General features: G+C 70.0%; 14 protein-coding genes and 2 riboswitches. Of the genes, 4 read left to right on the forward strand and 10 right to left on the reverse strand.

Annotated elements, in window-relative coordinates; translation table 11 throughout:
- Positions 1 to 310: 310 nt before the first annotated feature.
- The 6 genes from R4I43_RS12445 to R4I43_RS12470 all read right to left on the reverse strand — a co-directional run bounded on the left by R4I43_RS12445 (position 311) and on the right by R4I43_RS12470 (position 10,043).
- A complete protein-coding gene (locus R4I43_RS12445) occupies positions 311 to 3,979 on the reverse strand; it encodes an ABC transporter ATP-binding protein (protein WP_324265746.1) in 3,669 nt (1,222 codons plus the stop codon).
- Between the two features lie 233 nt (positions 3,980 to 4,212).
- Positions 4,213 to 5,067, reverse strand: coding sequence for an ABC transporter permease (locus R4I43_RS12450; RefSeq protein WP_324265747.1), 855 nt, complete (start codon positions 5,065 to 5,067; stop codon positions 4,213 to 4,215).
- Entirely contained in the window at positions 5,067 to 6,056 is a 990-nt protein-coding gene (locus R4I43_RS12455; RefSeq protein ID WP_324265748.1) for an ABC transporter ATP-binding protein, read from the reverse strand. Before R4I43_RS12455 ends, R4I43_RS12450 begins: the two co-directional genes overlap by 1 nt.
- A gap of 136 nt (positions 6,057 to 6,192) precedes the next feature.
- Complete coding sequence (locus R4I43_RS12460; RefSeq protein ID WP_324265749.1) at positions 6,193 to 6,705, reverse strand: hypothetical protein; 513 nt, start codon at positions 6,703 to 6,705, stop codon at positions 6,193 to 6,195.
- A gap of 501 nt (positions 6,706 to 7,206) precedes the next feature.
- Positions 7,207 to 8,322 (reverse strand): alanine dehydrogenase, encoded by a 1,116-nt coding sequence (ald, locus tag R4I43_RS12465; RefSeq protein ID WP_324265750.1) that lies wholly within the window; start codon positions 8,320 to 8,322, stop codon positions 7,207 to 7,209.
- Between the two features lie 167 nt (positions 8,323 to 8,489).
- On the reverse strand, positions 8,490 to 10,043 hold the full coding sequence (locus R4I43_RS12470; RefSeq protein ID WP_324265751.1) for a PucR family transcriptional regulator: 1,554 nt from the start codon (positions 10,041 to 10,043) through the stop codon (positions 8,490 to 8,492).
- A 109-nt stretch (positions 10,044 to 10,152) separates the two neighbouring features.
- Positions 10,153 to 10,249, forward strand: a riboswitch (glycine riboswitch).
- Positions 10,250 to 10,345, forward strand: a riboswitch (glycine riboswitch). It begins immediately after the preceding riboswitch.
- A 52-nt stretch (positions 10,346 to 10,397) separates the two neighbouring features.
- Here R4I43_RS12470 and gcvH point away from each other — a divergent pair.
- The 4 genes from gcvH to R4I43_RS12490 all read left to right on the forward strand — a co-directional run bounded on the left by gcvH (position 10,398) and on the right by R4I43_RS12490 (position 13,210).
- On the forward strand, positions 10,398 to 10,769 hold the full coding sequence (gene gcvH / locus R4I43_RS12475) for a glycine cleavage system protein GcvH (RefSeq protein WP_324265752.1): 372 nt from the start codon (positions 10,398 to 10,400) through the stop codon (positions 10,767 to 10,769).
- A 31-nt stretch (positions 10,770 to 10,800) separates the two neighbouring features.
- The gene (locus tag R4I43_RS12480; RefSeq protein WP_324265753.1) at positions 10,801 to 12,156 is read left to right on the forward strand and encodes an L-serine ammonia-lyase; all 1,356 of its coding nucleotides are present in this window, start codon (positions 10,801 to 10,803) and stop codon (positions 12,154 to 12,156) included.
- A gap of 167 nt (positions 12,157 to 12,323) precedes the next feature.
- Positions 12,324 to 12,797 (forward strand): MarR family winged helix-turn-helix transcriptional regulator, encoded by a 474-nt coding sequence (locus R4I43_RS12485; protein ID WP_324265754.1) that lies wholly within the window; start codon positions 12,324 to 12,326, stop codon positions 12,795 to 12,797.
- Positions 12,794 to 13,210, forward strand: coding sequence for an organic hydroperoxide resistance protein (locus R4I43_RS12490; protein WP_324265755.1), 417 nt, complete (start codon positions 12,794 to 12,796; stop codon positions 13,208 to 13,210). Before R4I43_RS12485 ends, R4I43_RS12490 begins: the two co-directional genes overlap by 4 nt.
- Here the strand turns inward: R4I43_RS12490 and R4I43_RS12495 are convergent.
- The 4 genes from R4I43_RS12495 to R4I43_RS12510 all read right to left on the reverse strand — a co-directional run bounded on the left by R4I43_RS12495 (position 13,207) and on the right by R4I43_RS12510 (position 16,249).
- A complete protein-coding gene (locus R4I43_RS12495) occupies positions 13,207 to 13,533 on the reverse strand; it encodes a DUF202 domain-containing protein (protein ID WP_324265756.1) in 327 nt (108 codons plus the stop codon). The two genes, R4I43_RS12490 and R4I43_RS12495, sit on opposite strands and share 4 nt — an antisense overlap.
- Before the next feature lie 2 nt (positions 13,534 to 13,535).
- Complete coding sequence (locus R4I43_RS12500; RefSeq protein WP_324265757.1) at positions 13,536 to 13,928, reverse strand: YidH family protein; 393 nt, start codon at positions 13,926 to 13,928, stop codon at positions 13,536 to 13,538.
- Positions 13,929 to 14,041: 113 nt separating this feature from the next.
- Complete coding sequence (locus R4I43_RS12505) at positions 14,042 to 15,376, reverse strand: AMP-binding protein (RefSeq protein ID WP_324265758.1); 1,335 nt, start codon at positions 15,374 to 15,376, stop codon at positions 14,042 to 14,044.
- Between the two features lie 156 nt (positions 15,377 to 15,532).
- Complete coding sequence (locus R4I43_RS12510) at positions 15,533 to 16,249, reverse strand: MerR family transcriptional regulator (RefSeq protein ID WP_324265759.1); 717 nt, start codon at positions 16,247 to 16,249, stop codon at positions 15,533 to 15,535.
- Between the last annotated feature and the right edge of the window lie 9 nt (positions 16,250 to 16,258).

Consider the following 16,258-nt stretch of genomic DNA (forward strand, 5'->3'; position numbering starts at 1 on the left):
ACTAGTCCATACGGGTTGTCGTACTCGTTCATTATGGCGTTTCACCGACACGCTGTGTTCCCAACTGGTAACCGAATCGGCCCAGATCCCGGGATCGCTCTTGTTCGACCAGCCGGCGCGCCCGTTTTGTCCGTTCAGCGGCCGCGGAGCGTGTCGCCGTGAATCCGGTGCGTGCACGTCGGCCCGCGAGTGTGGCGATCGTGACAGAAAGGTTCCCTTCCTCACACCCATCGGCGACCTCGCGGTGACAGCCGAGAAACGTCCCCGCCTTCCCCGGCGGGCCCGGGAGATGGGAGAAAGGTTCCCTTGCTCACGCGATGTTGCTCGCTGCTCCCTCACCGGGAGATTCGTGCGCGTCGGTCGCCCGCCACAACCGGGCGTAGTGCCCGCGCCGGGCCAGCAGCTCCTCGTGCCCGCCCTGCTCGACGATGCGCCCACCGTCGACCACCACGATCCGGTCCGCGCGAGCAGCGGTGCCCAGCCGGTGGGCCACGACGAACGTGGTGCGCTGCGCCGCGAGCCGATCGCTGGCGGCCACCACCATCGACTCGGTCGCCGGGTCCAACGCGGCCGTCGCCTCGTCGAGCAGCAGCACATCCGGGTCGACCAGCTGCGCCCTGGCCAGCGCGACCAGCTGGCGCTGACCGGCCGACAGGCCACGCCCGCGCTCGCCGACCTCCTGCCGGAAGCCGCGCGGCAACATCGCGATGCCCGGCAGCGCACCGACCGCGCGGGCAGCGCCCTCCACCTCCGCCGGGCCGGCATCGGGCCGGGCGTAGGTGATGTTGTCGGCGACGTCGCCGGTGAACAGGTGCCCCTCCTGCGGCACCACCGCCAACCGCTGGTGGAACGAAGCCAGGTCGTAGCCGCGCACGTCCGTCCCATCGACCAGCACCGCGCCCTCGCTGACGTCGTAGAAGCGAGCGATCAGCTTGATCAGGGTCGACTTGCCCGCACCGGTAGCACCCACCAGCGCCACGGTTTCACCAGGCCGCACCCGCAGGTTCACGTCCCGCAGCGCGTACTGCTCGGTGCCGGGGTAGCGGAACGAAACCGCACGCAACTCCACCTCGCCGCGCAGCCTCCCGGACACCTCCACCGGCTCGGCCGCCGCCGGCACCGACGTCGGCGTGCGCAGGAGCTCGCCGATGCGCCGCAAACCGACCTTCGCCTGCTGGTACCCGTCGAAGACACCCGAGAGCTGCTGCACGGGTGAGAAGAACAGTCCCAAGTACAGCAGGAACGCGACCAGCACCCCGGCGGTCATCTCACCCGAGGCGACCCGCGCCGCACCCACTCCCAGCACCGCCGCCTGCGCGATCTCCGACAGCAGCGCCACGAACGGGAAGTAGGTGGCGATGTAGCGCTGGGCGCGCAGGCGGGAACGCCGATAGGCATCGCTGCGCTGCGCGAACACCTTGGCCGCGTGCCCCTCGCGCCGGTGGGCCTGGGCGACCCGCATGCCGGAGACGTTCTCCTGGAGGTCGGCGTTGACGGTGCTGACCCGCTCCCTCGCCTCGGCGTAGGCGGTGGAGGAGACCCTGCGGAAGACGATCGTGGCCACCACCAGGACCGGCAGCACCGCCATCGCCACCAGCGCCAGCGACGGATCGGTGAACAGCAGCGCGCCCGCGATGCCCACCAGCGTCAGCACGCTGACCACGAACGTCGCCAAACCCGTCTGCAGGAACGACGACAGCGCGTCGACGTCGGTGGTCATCCGGGTCATGATCCGCCCGGCCAACTCCCGCTCGTAGAAGTCCAGGCCCAACCGCTGCAGGTGCGCGAAGCTGCGCAGCCGCAGCACGTAGAGCAGGGTTTCCCCGGTGCGCGCGGTGATCACGGTCTGCCGCTTGATCACCAGCCACCCACCGGCCACCAGCACCGCGGCGAGCCCCGTGACCAGCCACAACGTCCCGAGGCTCGCGGTCCCGATCCCGCTGTCGATGCCGTGCCGCACCAGCGACGGGAGCAGCACCGAGGTCAGGGCGTCCCCGGCGACGAGTCCGATCGTCAGCAGCAGCCCCCATCGGATCGGGCGCAACAGCCGGGCCAACCGGAAATCCGGGTCCGGGGCGGTGGGATCGGTTCCCCTCACCTGCGGCAGATCGCGGGTCGGCGGCAGCTTGCGGATTCCCTCGATCAACTCCGGCGTCGGGGGAGTCGACATGGTGCTCATGCCGTGGCGGCCGGACGTGGCCACCTCCGGTCCCGGGTTCGCGCCGGGCTCCGCGGTTTCCTCCGGTGACCACAGCTCCGGGGTGATGCCGTCGGGGGAAACATCCGCCTGCCCCTCGCGCGGGGCGTCGATCATCTCGCCCGGTCCGGCCAGCAGTGACCGGAAAAGCGGGCAGCGCTCCCGCAGCTCCTCCTCGGTGCCGACGTCCACCACACGTCCTTCGTCGAGCACCGCGATCCGGTCGGCGAGCGCCAGCGTCGAGCGGCGGTGCGCGATGAGCAGCGTGGTGCGCTGCGCCGTCACCGAACGCAGCGTGTCGTGGATGGCGGCCTCCGTCGCCGGGTCCACCGCCGACGTCGCATCGTCGAGCACCAGCACTCGGGGGTCGGACAGCAGCGCCCTGGCCAGGGCCACGCGCTGCCGCTGACCGCCGGACAGCGTCAGGCCCCGCTCGCCGACGGTGGTGTCGTAGCCGTCGGGGAGGCCCGTGATGAACTCGTGCGCCTCAGCGCCCTTGGCGGCGGCGATCACCTCCTCGTCGCTGGCGTCGGAACGGCCGTAGGCGATGTTGCCGCGGATGGTGTCGGAGAACAGGAAAGCTTCTTCGAAGACGACCCCGACCGCGCTGCGCAGCGAGTCCAACCGCAGGTCGCGGATGTCGAAGGGCTGCTCCGCGTCAGCGGGACCGATCGAGATGCGTCCCGAGTGCACGTCGTAGAAGCGGGGCAGCAGCAGCGACACCGTCGACTTGCCCGAGCCGGCCGGGCCCACCAGCGCCACGGTCTCGCCGGGACGCACCTGCAGCGTGGCGTCCCGCAGCACCGGTTGATCGCGGGTGTAGCCGAAACCGACCCCGCCCAGCCGCACCTCCAGCGGCCCCTCGGGCAGGCGGTGCGCGTCGGGCTTCTCGGTGACCTCGGGCTGCGAGTCGGTGAGCTCGTGGATCCGCTCGACCCCGGCCCGTGCCAGCTGCGCCTGGATCATCACGCTGGAGAGCATTCGGGCGGGACCGGACAGCATCGCGACGTAGCCGGCGAATGCCACGAAGGTTCCCAAGCTCACCTGGTCCTGCAGCACCAGCCAGCCGCCCAGGCCCAGCACTCCCACCTGCCCGGCCGCGGGCAGCGTCGCCAGGCTCGCCGCGGGCAGCGAGGTCATCCGCGCAGCGCGCAGCCGCTCGGCGAACAACCGCCGCGCCCGCGACTCCAGCCTGCCGACCTCGCGCGTCTCCTGGCCGAAGCCCTTCACCACGCGCACGCCGGTGACGGTCTCCTCGACGTGCTGGGCAATGTCGGCCGCGCGCTGCTGAGCCGACCAGGTCGCGGGGAACAGGCTCTTCTTGCTGCGCGCCGAGACCACCGCGATCAGGGGCGCGACGACCAATGCCACCACGGTCAGCAGCGGTGAGAGCCACAGCATCGCCGCGATCGCGAACACGGCCAGCACGGCGGTGCCCGCAGCCAGCGGCAGCATCGACAGCAGCGAGTTCACCAGCTGCAGATCGCTGATCGAGCGGGACACCACCTGCCCGGTGCGCAACTGGTCCTGCTTGCCGCCGTCGAGCCGCTGCATCGCTGCGAACACGGCCCGCCGCAGGTCGTGCTGCACGTCCAGCGCCAGCCGACCAGCGCTGTAGCGGCGGACGAACGCGGCCGCGAACCGGAACGCACCCACCACCAGCAGCACGAGCACGATCCACCACAGCCGCTCGGTGCTGCGGGCGACGGCGTCGTCAACGGCCAGCTTGGTCAGCAGCGGAACCAACGCCTCCAACCCCACCGCGGTCACGGAGGCACCCATCGCCAACACCAACGCGACCGGGTGGCGCCAACATGCGGCGAAGAGGCGACGGATCCAACCGCCGGAGGATCGGCGGGGATTCTCGGAGTCGCTCACCCCGCCAGGTTAGGCGGCCGCACCGACGGTGCAGCACCACCGATCCTGCGGTGTGACCGGTGCCAACGGGTGAGAATGGGAACCTTCCTGTCATTCCGGTCGCAGCACCGAGCCGAGTGGCAGAAAGGTTCACCTGCTCACACCACGTCGCGTCGCTTGCCCACGAACCAGCCACCGGCGACGAACAGCACGGTGTAGCCGACGAACGTCAGCAGGCTGGCCCACCACGGGTGGCCGTAGCTGCCGCCGAAGAACAGGTGCAGGAGTTCGAAGGCTGCGCGCGGGGTGTTCGGCTCGTTGGGACCTGCGACGGCGGAGACGAACAGCGGCACCGCCAGGTTGGAGACGATGCCGTTGCCCGCTGCCCCCGGCAGGTAGGGCCCGATGCCCGATGCGGCGGTGTCGATCAAGCTGATCGACAGGATGAACTCGACCGCGAACTTGTAGACCAGCGGCAGGATGATCACCAGCACGGAGTTGGCGATCAGCGCTCCGAACCCGACCCCGAGCAGCGTCCACAGCAGCATCGACAGCACCCCCGCGCCGCCGACGCCGAGCCAGCTGCTGAAGCTGCCGAAGTTGCCCATGTCCTGGCCCGCGCCCAGCAGCGCCCCGAAGCTCGCGACCAGCACGTTCGCCAGCCCGTAGATCACGCCGATGCTCGCGCAGGAGATCAGCTTCGCCCAGAGCACGGCGCTGCGCGGATTGGCCGTCAGGTAGGTCGTGGTGATGGTCTTGGCGCGGAACTCGCCGGCGAAGGCCATCGCGCCGAACAGCAACGCGAAGATCGTGCCGAAGTTGGTCGACAGCGCCACCGACAGCAGCCCCAGCGGGAGCGAGGCGCTGAACTCCTCGACCATGTCGATGATCCCGCCGAACGCGGTGCCCAACCAGCCCGCACCGAACCCCAGCACGACCACGGGGATCAGCAGCGCCCACCACAGGCTGGTGGTGAAGATCTTCCGGTACTCGGCCTTGATCAGCCCGACCATCACACGCTCCCACCATCGCCGGGCTGCCCCGTTCCGCCTGGCCGCGCCCACATCTCCGGCGTCTGCGGAGCGTAGTGCGCAAGTCCCGCGAACTGGCCGTGGGTGAGGCGGAAGAACAACTGCTCCAGGTCGATGCGCTCGTCCTGCATCCCGTAGAGCGCGACCCCGGCTTCCAGCGCCAAGTCGGCGACCGTGCGGGAGTCGGCGCCGAGCACGGCCAGCCGCCCGTCCGGGAGGTGCTCGACCTGGAAACCGGCTTCCTGGACCTTGCTGACCAGCAATTCCGGGGAATCGGCTTGCACGAGTGCGCGCGACTGCTGAGCGGCGCGGAGCTCCTCGATGTGCCCGTCGTAGACGCACCGGCCCTGGCTGATGATCACCAGGCGGTCCACGGTGTGCTCGATCTCGCGCAGGAAGTGGCTGGACATCAGCACGGTCCGCCCGCCGGCCGCGAACGCCTGGAGGAAACCCCTCAACCACGCGATGCCCTCGGGATCCAGCCCGTTGGCGGGCTCGTCGAGGACCAGCACCCGCGGGTCCCCCAGCAGCGCGGTGGCCAGCGCGAGGCGCTGCCGCATGCCCAGCGAGAAGCCACCGGTCTTGCGGTCGGCGGCCACGCCGAGCCCGACGAGCTCCAGCGCCCGGTCCACCTGACCGTCGGGGACGTCCATCGCGGCGGCGTAGCAGCGCAGGTGGTGGCGGGCGGTGCGGTTCGGGTGGAACCCGTGCGCGTCGAGCACGGCACCCACGACACCACCCGGGTTCGGCAGCCGGTTGAACGGCAGGCCGTTGATGGTGGCGGTGCCCGAGGTGGGCGTGATCAGGCCGAGGATCATGCGCAGCGCGGTGGTCTTGCCGGCCCCGTTGGGCCCGAGGAAACCGGTGACCGCGCCGGGCTGCACCGTGAAGCTGAGGTCCTGCACCGCGTGCACGGGACCGAATCTCTTGTTCAGCCCCTGCACATGGATGAGACCGCTGCCGTCGTGCACTCGCCCCTCCCACGTCCGGTCACCCGTCGGTGTGCCAATCCTGACGGTCCCATCCTGCCGGACGGGTGAGCACTGGAAGCTGCGGCGTGGTGGCCGGATTTGGTCGCGGGTGCCGGACGTGGGCGAGTTCGGCTGGTCAGGCCCGTTCGACGACCGCAGCGCGGTAGATCTTCTGGTGGTCGGTTTCGAGTCGTCCGGTCAGCGGCGGTGGCGACGCGGGAACCGTTGTCAGGTCGGGCCGGATGAACTCGTCGGTGTCCCAGTCGGAGGGGCCGGTGCCCGTTTCCGACACGATGGGTTCGGCGATCACCGCGACCTCGGGTTCGGGTCTGCGCGGGTGGGACCGGGCCTGGCGGCGGAGCTTGCCGCGCCGCTCCTCCGACGCGGAGCGCTCGGTGATCAGCTGGTGGTGCGCGGCCTGCCACACCTTGCACGGCCAAGGCCGGCCGCGCAGCGTGCCCCGGCAGGACGGGCAGCGCCCGTCGCGGCCAGGTTCGTGATCGGCTAAGAGCGTTCGGAGTGCTTCGGTGAGCCGATAGAGCTCGGATCGGGCAATCGGCAGCAGCACTTCGGGAGCGCCTTCGCCCATCGCTCGGTCCAGCGTGTCGAGCCGGTCGAGAACCGCCTTGCGCAGTGCCGTGTCCGTCACGTTTTCTCCCACCCGTCAGCGCGTTTTTCCTGCGTCGGAGTTTTCGGTGGGGAGTGCTGGATGATCAGTCACCCGCCGTTACTCCGATGGGTGACATCGGCATCGCGGGTCCACGCCTGCACGGCCACTCGACCAGACTCACCCCATCGAGTGGTTATCGATTCGGCGGGAAATCGGTCGCGAAGCGCTCGCTCACGCCGTCGGCAAACCGGCGATCTTGTCCTACACTGAGAGTGGCGGCCTGCTCCCGGTGACCCCCAGGCTGGTTGAGCGGGCCGCCCCTATTCTCCCTTTTCACGGCGTTTCCGATTCGCCTGTCGCGGCAATTTGCTCCGCATTCGATCCGGAGTTGCCAATCAACCAATTCGAATTCGAACTCGGGGCAAATTCCCGAGCGGCTCCGCGGCGCTGACGTGCGCAAGGGAACCTTCCTGTCACCGGGCGCGAAACGGGGCTGCGCGGAAGGGAACCTCCCGCGCAGCCCCGCGCGCACCGAGCGGGTCAGGCCAGGACGCTGCTCAACGGCAGGCTCGTGCGGCCGTGCGCCTCGGCGACCGCCTGGTTGACCAGCTGGCCGTCGTGGGTGTTGAGGCCGCCGGCCAGCGCGGCATCGGCGCGGCAGGCCTGCTGCCAGCCGGACTCGGCGATGCGCAGCACGTAGGGCAGGGTCACGTTGGTCAACGCGTGCGTGGAGGTGGTGGGCACCGCCCCCGGCATGTTCGCCACGCAGTAGAAGACCGACTCGTGCACCCGGTAGGTCGGCTCGTCGTGCGTGGTCGGACGGGAATCGGCGAAGCAACCGCCCTGGTCGATGGCGATGTCGACCAGCACGCTGCCCGCCTTCATCTGCGAAACCAGGTGGTTCGACACCAGCTTCGGGGCCTTGGCGCCCGCGATCAGCACCGCCCCGATCACCAGGTCGGCGGAGCGAACGGCCTGCTCCACCGCGTAGCGGTTGGAGGCGACGGTGCGGATCTGGCCGTGGAAGTCGCGGTCGATCTCGCGCAGCTTCTCGACGTTGGTGTCCAGCAGCTCCACATCGGCACCCATGCCCAGCGCCACCCGGGCCGCGTTCAAACCGGCGACTCCGCCACCGATCACCACGACCCGCGCCGGATGAACACCGGGGACACCGCCCGGAAGCACACCGCGACCACCGCTGGGACGCATCAGCGAATGCGCTCCCACCAGCGGCGCGAGCCGCCCGGCGACCTCGCTCATCGGCGCCAGCAGCGGAAGCCCGCCACCCTCGGTCTGCACCGTCTCGTAGGCGATGCCGGTGACACCCGAGGACAGCATCGCGTCGGTCAGCTCGGCGGAGGCCGCCAGGTGCAGGTAGGTGAACAGCACCTGGTCCCGGCGCAGCCGCGGGTACTCCTCGGCGATCGGCTCCTTGACCTTGAGCACGAGGTCGCCCTCGGCCCACACGTCGTCGGCGGTGGCCAGCACCTTCGCACCGGAAGCGAGGTAGTCCTCGTCGGGGATGGAGGAGCCGGTGCCAGCGCCCGCTTCGACGAACACGTCATGACCACGCGTGGTCAGCTCGTGCACACCGGCGGGGGTGATCGCGACCCGGTACTCGTTGTTCTTGATCTCGCGAGGCACTGCGATCTTCACCGTGGAGTCCTTTCGTCGTGTGGAAACAACGATCGGCCGGTGTGGCGCACAACGCATCATTTCCACAGCATGAGATTGGACCCGGCTGTTTGTGCCGCCAGCACAACGCCCGAGCGTGCGGCCGCCGGAGTGGCAGAAAGGTTCCCCTGCTCGCGGCCCGCCGGGCCTCAGCCGTGCTGCGCCCACCGTTCGGCCAGCAGCTGCACCAGCAGCGCCGAGCGGACGTCCGGGTCGTCGAGGTCGACGTCCACCAGCTGACCGATCCGCTTCATCCGGTACCGGAAGGTGTTGGGGTGCACCCGCAGCTCCCGCCCGGCCTGCCGGGGATCACCGGGATGCCGCAGCCACGCGTGCAGCGTTGCCAGGTGCTCGGTTCCCTGCGTGCGGTCGTGCTCGCGCAGCACCACGAGGGGACCCAACGCGGCAACGCCGGCGTCGGTGGCCGCGCCCGCCATCCGGCTGAGCACCAGCAGGTGCCACAGGTCCTCGTAGACCGCGACCCGCTGCCGCACCAGACCCGTGCGCAGCAGGCCGATCAGCTCCTCCGCCTGGGCGCGGGACCGCGGCACGTCGGTGACCGGCACAGACGTGCCCACCGCGATCAGCGGGCGAGGGGAGAGGTCGTGCGACAGCAGCGCTTGGCGCAGTTCGGGCCAACCGCCGCCGCGCTCCCGGTCGGGAACCAGGGCGTAGAGCACCGCGCCGATCTCGGTGACCAGCGGTCGCCGCCCGATGCCGCGGGTGATCCACTCCCACATCGCCAGCCGCTGCCCCTCCGCGGGCTCGTCGGAGGCCGGCATCTCGATCGCGATCACGCGATGCGCTTCGTTGGGCACCGCCAGCTCGTTGGCGGCCGCCCGCCACCCGTCACTGCCGTCGAGCAGCAATCGGACCTGCTCCGCCGACCGCCGCCGCTGCACGTCGGCGACCGCGCGCCAGCGCAACAGCTGCAGCGCCACCAGCGGCGCGGTGTCGGCGAAGGCCGTCGCGCGCTCTTCAGAGACGGGGCCGGGCACCACCGCCCACATCGAGCCGAGCAGCTCCCCGCCCATGCGGATCGGCATCACCAGGCGCGGCAGCGTCCCGTCCTGCTGCCCGGGCACGAAGATCGCCGAACTGCCCTTGGTCAGCTGCCGGAACGTGCCGCGGGCGCGGAACTTCGCCAGCACGTCGTCCGGCTGCTTGCGGCCCATGATCGTGGAGACCCGCGCCGGGTCGGTCAGGTCCTGCCGCGCCGAGTAGGCCAGCACCTGGGAATGGGCGTCCTCGATGGTCACCGGGGCGTCCACGACGTCGGCGACCGCGTCGGCGAGCCGGAACAGGTCCGCCACACCGACGCCGCTCTCCTCCGCCTGCCTGATCCCGCCCGCCAGAGCGGCGCGGATCAGCCACACCAGCTGCGCCCAGGCGGTCCCGGACCGCACCTCGACCAGCGCTATCCCCGCTTCGCGCACGGCCTCCACGACCGCGGCCTCCACGGCGACCGGTGGTTTGAGCAGCACCGCGGCCGCACCTTGCTCACCGCAGTCGCGCACCAGGCGCACCGCCTGCTCGCCGTCACCGATCCCCACGCCCAGCACCAGGTCGCCGCCGGTCGCGGTCGTGGGCTGATCAGGTTCGGCGATCACCACGTCGCCCGCGACGGTGTTGGACTCCGGGCTGATCACCGTGCGAAGCAGGGCCGGGCCGACCCGCTCGACCAGCGCCCGGATGTCGAGCATCGAAGGGTCCTCCTCGACCAAGACGCACCGGCGGAGATCACATGTGCATTGACAGTCCCGCTGGCCCGTTTATCGTTGCTGAGCACATCGACAATCGCATACCGGCCATCGACCCCGTGCGGGAGAGACCCTGCCCAGCAGCGCAGGGCGCCGAAGGAGCAACACTCCCCAGCAAACTCTCAGGCACCCATGACCGCTCGGGCGAGGCGACTCTGGAAAGCGCTCGTCGACGCCGACGGGCCACCCACGGTGCAAGCCGCTGCAGCGGCGAAGCTCTCAGGTTCCGCAACAGAGGGGGAGGCCCAGCCGAAACCGGGGATCGACGTCCCCTCGAAACAGCTTTGGAGCCTCCCGATGTCGCTGCCCACGAACCTGTCCTACACCGAAGAGCACGAGTGGATCGAGGACCGCGGCGAGGTCGCGCGCATCGGCATCACCGAGCACGCCGCCAGCGCCCTCGGCGACATCGTCTTCGTCCAGCTCCCCGAGGTCGGCGACAAGATCGAGGCCGGTCAGGCGTGCGGTGAGCTCGAGTCCACCAAGTCCGTCAGCGACCTGTTCGCGCCCGTCACCGGCGAGATCGTCACCATCAACGAGTCCGTCGTGGACGACCCGGCCGTGGTCAACTCCGACCCCTACGGCGAGGGTTGGCTGATCGAGGTGCGCGTCAGCGAGACGGGTGCGACCCTCACGGCTCAGCAGTACGCCGAATTGATCAACGAGTAGCCGCGAAGCCCGGAACGAGGCGAGACGATCAATGGCGATCGGTGTCTTCGACCTGTTCTCGGTGGGGATCGGCCCGTCCAGCTCGCACACCGTGGGACCGATGCGCGCAGCGCAGCGGTTCACCTCCAGACTGCGCGAGAACGGGACGATCTCCCAGGTCAGCAGGGTCAAAGCGGAGTTGTTCGGTTCCCTCGGCGCGACCGGCCACGGGCACGGGAGCCCGAGCGCGGTCGTGCTCGGGCTGGAAGGGCACCGACCGGAGTCCGTGGACCCGGTGGCCGGCGCGCGGCGGGTGGACGAGATCGAGCGGAGCGGCCTGCTGCGGCTCGGCGGCGACCAGGTGCTGCCCTTCACCAGTGCCCGGGATCTGGTGCTGCACAGGCGCAAATCCCTTCCGCAGCACCCCAACGGATTGCGCTTCACCGCCATCGGCAACGACGGCGGTGAACTGGATTCGGCGGTCTACTACTCGGTGGGCGGCGGTTTCGTCGTGGATGAGGACGCCGCGGGCGCGGATCGGGTCAAAGCCGATGACACAGCGGTTCCCATGCCCTTCCGCACGGGAGCCGACCTGCTGCTGCGCAGCGCTGAGTCCGGCCTGCCGATCAGCGGCGTGATGCTGGCCAACGAGCTGTCGTGGCGCGAGGAGCCCGCGGTGCGCGCGGGGCTGCTCGACATCTGGCGGGTGATGCGGGAATGCGTCGACAACGGATGCCGCAACACCGGTGAGCTGCCCGGCGGTCTGAAGGTCCGGCGCCGCGCGGCGGAGTTGGCCGCGGCCCTGACCGAACAGGACGATCCCCTGGAGTGGGTCACGTTGTTCGCCCTGGCGGTCAACGAGGAGAACGCCGCAGGTGGCCGCGTGGTGACCGCGCCGACCAACGGTGCGGCGGGGATCGTGCCTGCGGTGCTGCACTACTACGCCCGGTTCGTGCCCGGCGCGGACGACGACAGTGTGGTGCGGTTTTTGCTCACGGCCGGTGCGATCGGGGTGCTGTTCAAGGAGAACGCGTCCATCTCGGGCGCGGAGGTCGGCTGCCAGGGCGAAGTCGGCTCGGCCTGCTCGATGGCCGCTGCGGGCTTGGCCGAGGTGCTCGGCGGGACGCCCGAGCAGGTGGAGAACGCCGCCGAGATCGCGATGGAGCACAACCTGGGGCTCACCTGCGATCCGATCGGCGGTCTGGTGCAGATCCCGTGCATCGAGCGCAACGCGGTGGCCTCGGTCAAGGCGATCACGGCGGCCCGGATGGCGCTGCGCGGCGACGGCACCCACTTCGTGTCCCTGGACAAGGTCATGAAGACGATGCGGGAGACCGGGCGCGACATGAAGGTCAAGTACAAGGAGACCGCGCGCGGCGGCTTGGCCGTCAACGTCATCGAGTGCTGACAGCGGCCTGAGGTGAGCATGGGAACCTTCCTGTCATCACCGAGGGCCGCTTCGCCGCGCTGACCTGCGCGAAAGAAATCGCCGGTGAACCTTCGCGAGATCGACCGCGGAAACGATTGCACCCAATTTGATTGTGCACAACTCAGTTGTGGGCTACCGTCTACCGCGTGACGACGGAATCGGGTTCGACGCTGGATCGGCTGCTCTGCTTCGCGCTGCACAGCGCGTCGCGGGCGTTCACCAACCTCTACCGGCCGTTCCTCGACGAGATCGGCCTGACCTATCCGCAGTACCTGGTGATGCTGGTGCTGTGGGAGCGCGAGTCGCTGACGGTCAAGGAGCTCTGCGCTCGGCTGCGACTCGACTCGGGGACGTTGTCACCGCTGCTGAAGCGACTCCAGTCCCGCGACCTGATCGTCCGCACCCGCAGCGAGACCGACGAGCGGTCCGTGCGCGTCGCGGTCACCGACGAAGGGCGCGCGCTGTGGCAGCAGGCGCGCGACATCCCGCAGCGGATGGTCTCCGCCACCGGGATGGACCTGGGAGAGGTCGACGAACTGCGGTCCACATTGGAAGACCTGACGGCCACGTTGAACGATGCGGCGCGCCGGGTCACCGAGAATAGGGAGACACGATCATGACTGTCCTCTACACCGCGGAGGCCACCGCGACCGGCGCCGGCCGTGCCGGGCGCACCCGCACCTCGGACGGGCAGGTCGACCTCGAACTGGCCATCCCCAAGGAGATGGGCGGTCCCGGCGGCGCCACCAACCCCGAGCAGCTGTTCGCGGCCGGTTACTCCGCCTGCTTCCACAGCGCGCTGCAGGTCGTGGCCCGCAAGCAGAAGGTCGACATCGAAGGGTCCTCGGTGACCGCGGAGGTCGGCATCGGCCCGAACGGCGAGGGCGGTTACGGCCTCAAGGTCGGCCTGCTCGTCGAACTGCCCGGCGTGCCCGCCGAGCAGGCGCAGCAACTCGCCGAAGCCGCGGATTCGGTGTGCCCGTACTCCAACGCCGTCCGAGGCAACATCGACATCGACGTTCGCGTCGCCTAAGCGAACAGCACGTACACCGCGCCGGTCGCTCCGGCCAGCACAGCCAGCACCGCTGTCGCGGCGGGCAACGCCCCGCCCGGCAGCGGTGCTCGTGCGCGCAACCGCCGGTCGCTGCGGTGGTGGCGCCGCCACACCAGCAACGCCACGGTCCCGCTGACCGGCAGCGTGGCGAGCGCGCAGACGACCGCCGCGATCGCGCTGTGGTGCGAGATCAGCTTGAGCATCACCAGCAGGCTCGCGGTGAACGCCAGCACCGTGCGCAACCACGCGAGGGTGGTGCGCTCGATCTGCAGCCCCGGATCCCAGGGCTGGTTCCCGCTCATCCTCAGAACCCGGTAACGAACAGCAGCACGCACGCGACCACGCCGATCGCGGCGAGCCCGTAGCCGAGGGCGGGGGCCAAGCGGGGCGCGGGCAGCGGCCTGCCCCGGCGCAACGCGCGCTCGGTGGCGACCCACCTGGTGAAAGCCGTGGCGCTGCACACAACCCCGGCCAGCAGCAACGAGACCGCCAGCACCGTGCGGATCGCGTTGGGCTCGACGGCCACGGCGTTGAGGGCCTCGACGCCGACACCACCGGCCATCAACGCCAACGCGGTGCGGATCCACGCCAGGAACGTCCGCTCGTTGGCGAGCGTGAACCGGGGATCGGGCTCGTCGCCCTCCGCGTAGAGCCGCCGCGGCCAGCGAGCGGCCCCCTCTTCACCATTGGTCGCCATGACCTCACGTTATCTCGTCCGAACGGCGGAACCGCCGCCTGTGCAGGGCAGCAGCGCTGAGCCTCCGCGGCGCGGCCGAGATGACAGAAAGGTTCCCCTGCTCGCAACCGCCGTCACAACGCCAAGGGCATGTTCTCGCTGAACAGCTCCGGCTTGTGCCCGGTGATCGTCAGGTACCCATCCGGGTCCAGCTCCCCGACATCGCCGGTGCCCAGCCAGCCGTCCGCGTCGGTGACGGGCCGGATCATCCCGTCTGCCTCCAGGTATCCCGCGCACACGAGCGGGCCGCGCACCAGCACCTCACCGTCGGCTGCGATGCGCACCTCCATGCGGGGCATCGCGCGGCCGACCGTGCCGGTGCGGCGGGCGCCGGGGTGGTTCGTGGTGGCGCAACCGGTCGTCTCGACCAGCCCCCAGAGCTCGCAGACGTCCAGCCCGATGCCACTGAACAGCTCCAGCACCTCCGAGTCGATCGGGCCGGACCTGCTCGACGGCCACACAGTTCCGCCCAGCCCGAGGCGCGCACGCACCCGCTGGCCGTCGCGGGGCGTGGCGCGCCGCTCCGCCGGGATGTCGCGAAGCACGCCGGCCAGCTGCGACCACACCTCGGCAGAGGCGAAGAACAGCGCTGGCCGGGTTCTCGGCAGCTGCGCGAGCACCTCGTCGCGAGCTCCGCAGAAGTGCACGTGAGCGGCGCCGTGGATGGCCGCGTAGATGCCCACCACGCGCTCGGCTATGTGGCTCAGCGGCAGGTAGCTCAGCCGGGACGTGTTCGGTGCGGGCCTGGTGAGCTGGTGCAGGGCGGCGGCTGCGAAGCAGATGTTGCGGTGCGTCAGCACCACGCCCTTGAGGCGGTCGGAGTCCTCGCTGGGATAGATGATGGCCGCAGGCGTGCCAGGGGTGATCGGGGAACTCTCCCGCAGCAGCAGGCCAGGGTCCTCGCGCAACCGCTGCGCACCCCGTCTTCGCAGGTCGCCCCACGTGCGGAAGCGGTGATCGGCGCTGACCATCACCGCTTCGTCGAGCACCACCACGTGCTCGATCGTGGTGTTGTTGCGCAGCGCTTTCGCCCAGCGGCGCAGCTGGTCGCTGCTCTCCAGCACCACGACCCGGGCGCGGCTGTGGGCGGCGATGGCGTGGACCTGGTCCTGGCTCAGCCCCGGGTGCAGCGTGCTGGGAACCGCGCCCAGGTGCGCTGCGGCGACGTCGACCAGCCAGTGCTCGGCGCGGTTGGACATCATCAGCAGGATGGTCTGGCCGCGCTGCAGGCCGAGCGCGTTGAGCGCTGCGGCCAGCAGCTCGACCTCCTCGCCGGCCTGCCTCCAGGTGAAGGTCCGATCGTCGTCGGTCAGCGCGGGCTGGTCCGGGCAGTGCGTGGTGTTGTGGGAGAACAGTCGCGGGATCGTCGTTTCCAGTGCTGCCTCGGCCCAGTCGTCCTCGGTGCTCATCGCATCCGAACTCCCCTCGCCCCGAACAACGGTTTCGAATGTCGCGCGTTGAGGCGATGAAACCTGATCAGGGGCGCCCTAAACCAGCGCCGAAAGCCGGAATCACATCCCGGCGAACCGGATCACGAGGCGGAACTCCGGAGGAATCAGGCGAAATCAGACGTGGTCGCGGATGACGTCGTTGACCGCGTGCTGAAAACCGTTGACCAGCACCTGGATGGTCAGCGGCCGGAGCTGGTCGGTCGCCGCGCGCACCCGTTCCCGCTCGTCCTCCGGGCGTCCGTGCTCCATGTAAGGGCGCAGCACGTTGGCCGCGAACAGCTCGCGCAGCTCGGTCGCGATCTGCGCGGTGTGCTGTTCGACGATGCCCTTGGCCTGCACCAGCATCTCCAGCGGCAAGCCCAGGTCGAGGATCTGCAAGCCGACGCCGAGCATCGCCGGGCTGGGCAGCCGCAACTTGTCGGGATCGTCGATGCGCTGCAGGACCCCCAGCTCCACCAGGTGCTCGACCAGCTCGTCGTCGAGGTGGCGACCTGCGCGCCGATCCAGTTCGTGCCGGTCGAGCTCCTCGGCGTGCTCATCGGTCCACGGGGCGATCAGGGCGCGTTGCAGGGCGAGTTCGTCGGGCGACGAGCCCTCCGGGATGCGCTGCAGGTGCCGTTCGATCGCCGACAAGGTGAACCCGAGCGTCTGCAGCTCGCGGATCAGATCCAGTCGCGCGAGGTGCTCGGCGCCGTAGAGTCCCAGACGGCCGCGCAGGCGTGGAGCCGGCAGCAGGCCGCGCGATGAGTAGAACCGGACCGTTCGCACGGTCACTCCGGCACGGGCGGCCAGTTCGTCGATGGTGAGCTCTTCGTCCGCAGTTCGGAGCATGCCGGTCAC

This window comes from Saccharopolyspora mangrovi (assembly GCF_035320975.1).
GTDB lineage: Bacteria > Actinomycetota > Actinomycetes > Mycobacteriales > Pseudonocardiaceae > Saccharopolyspora > Saccharopolyspora mangrovi.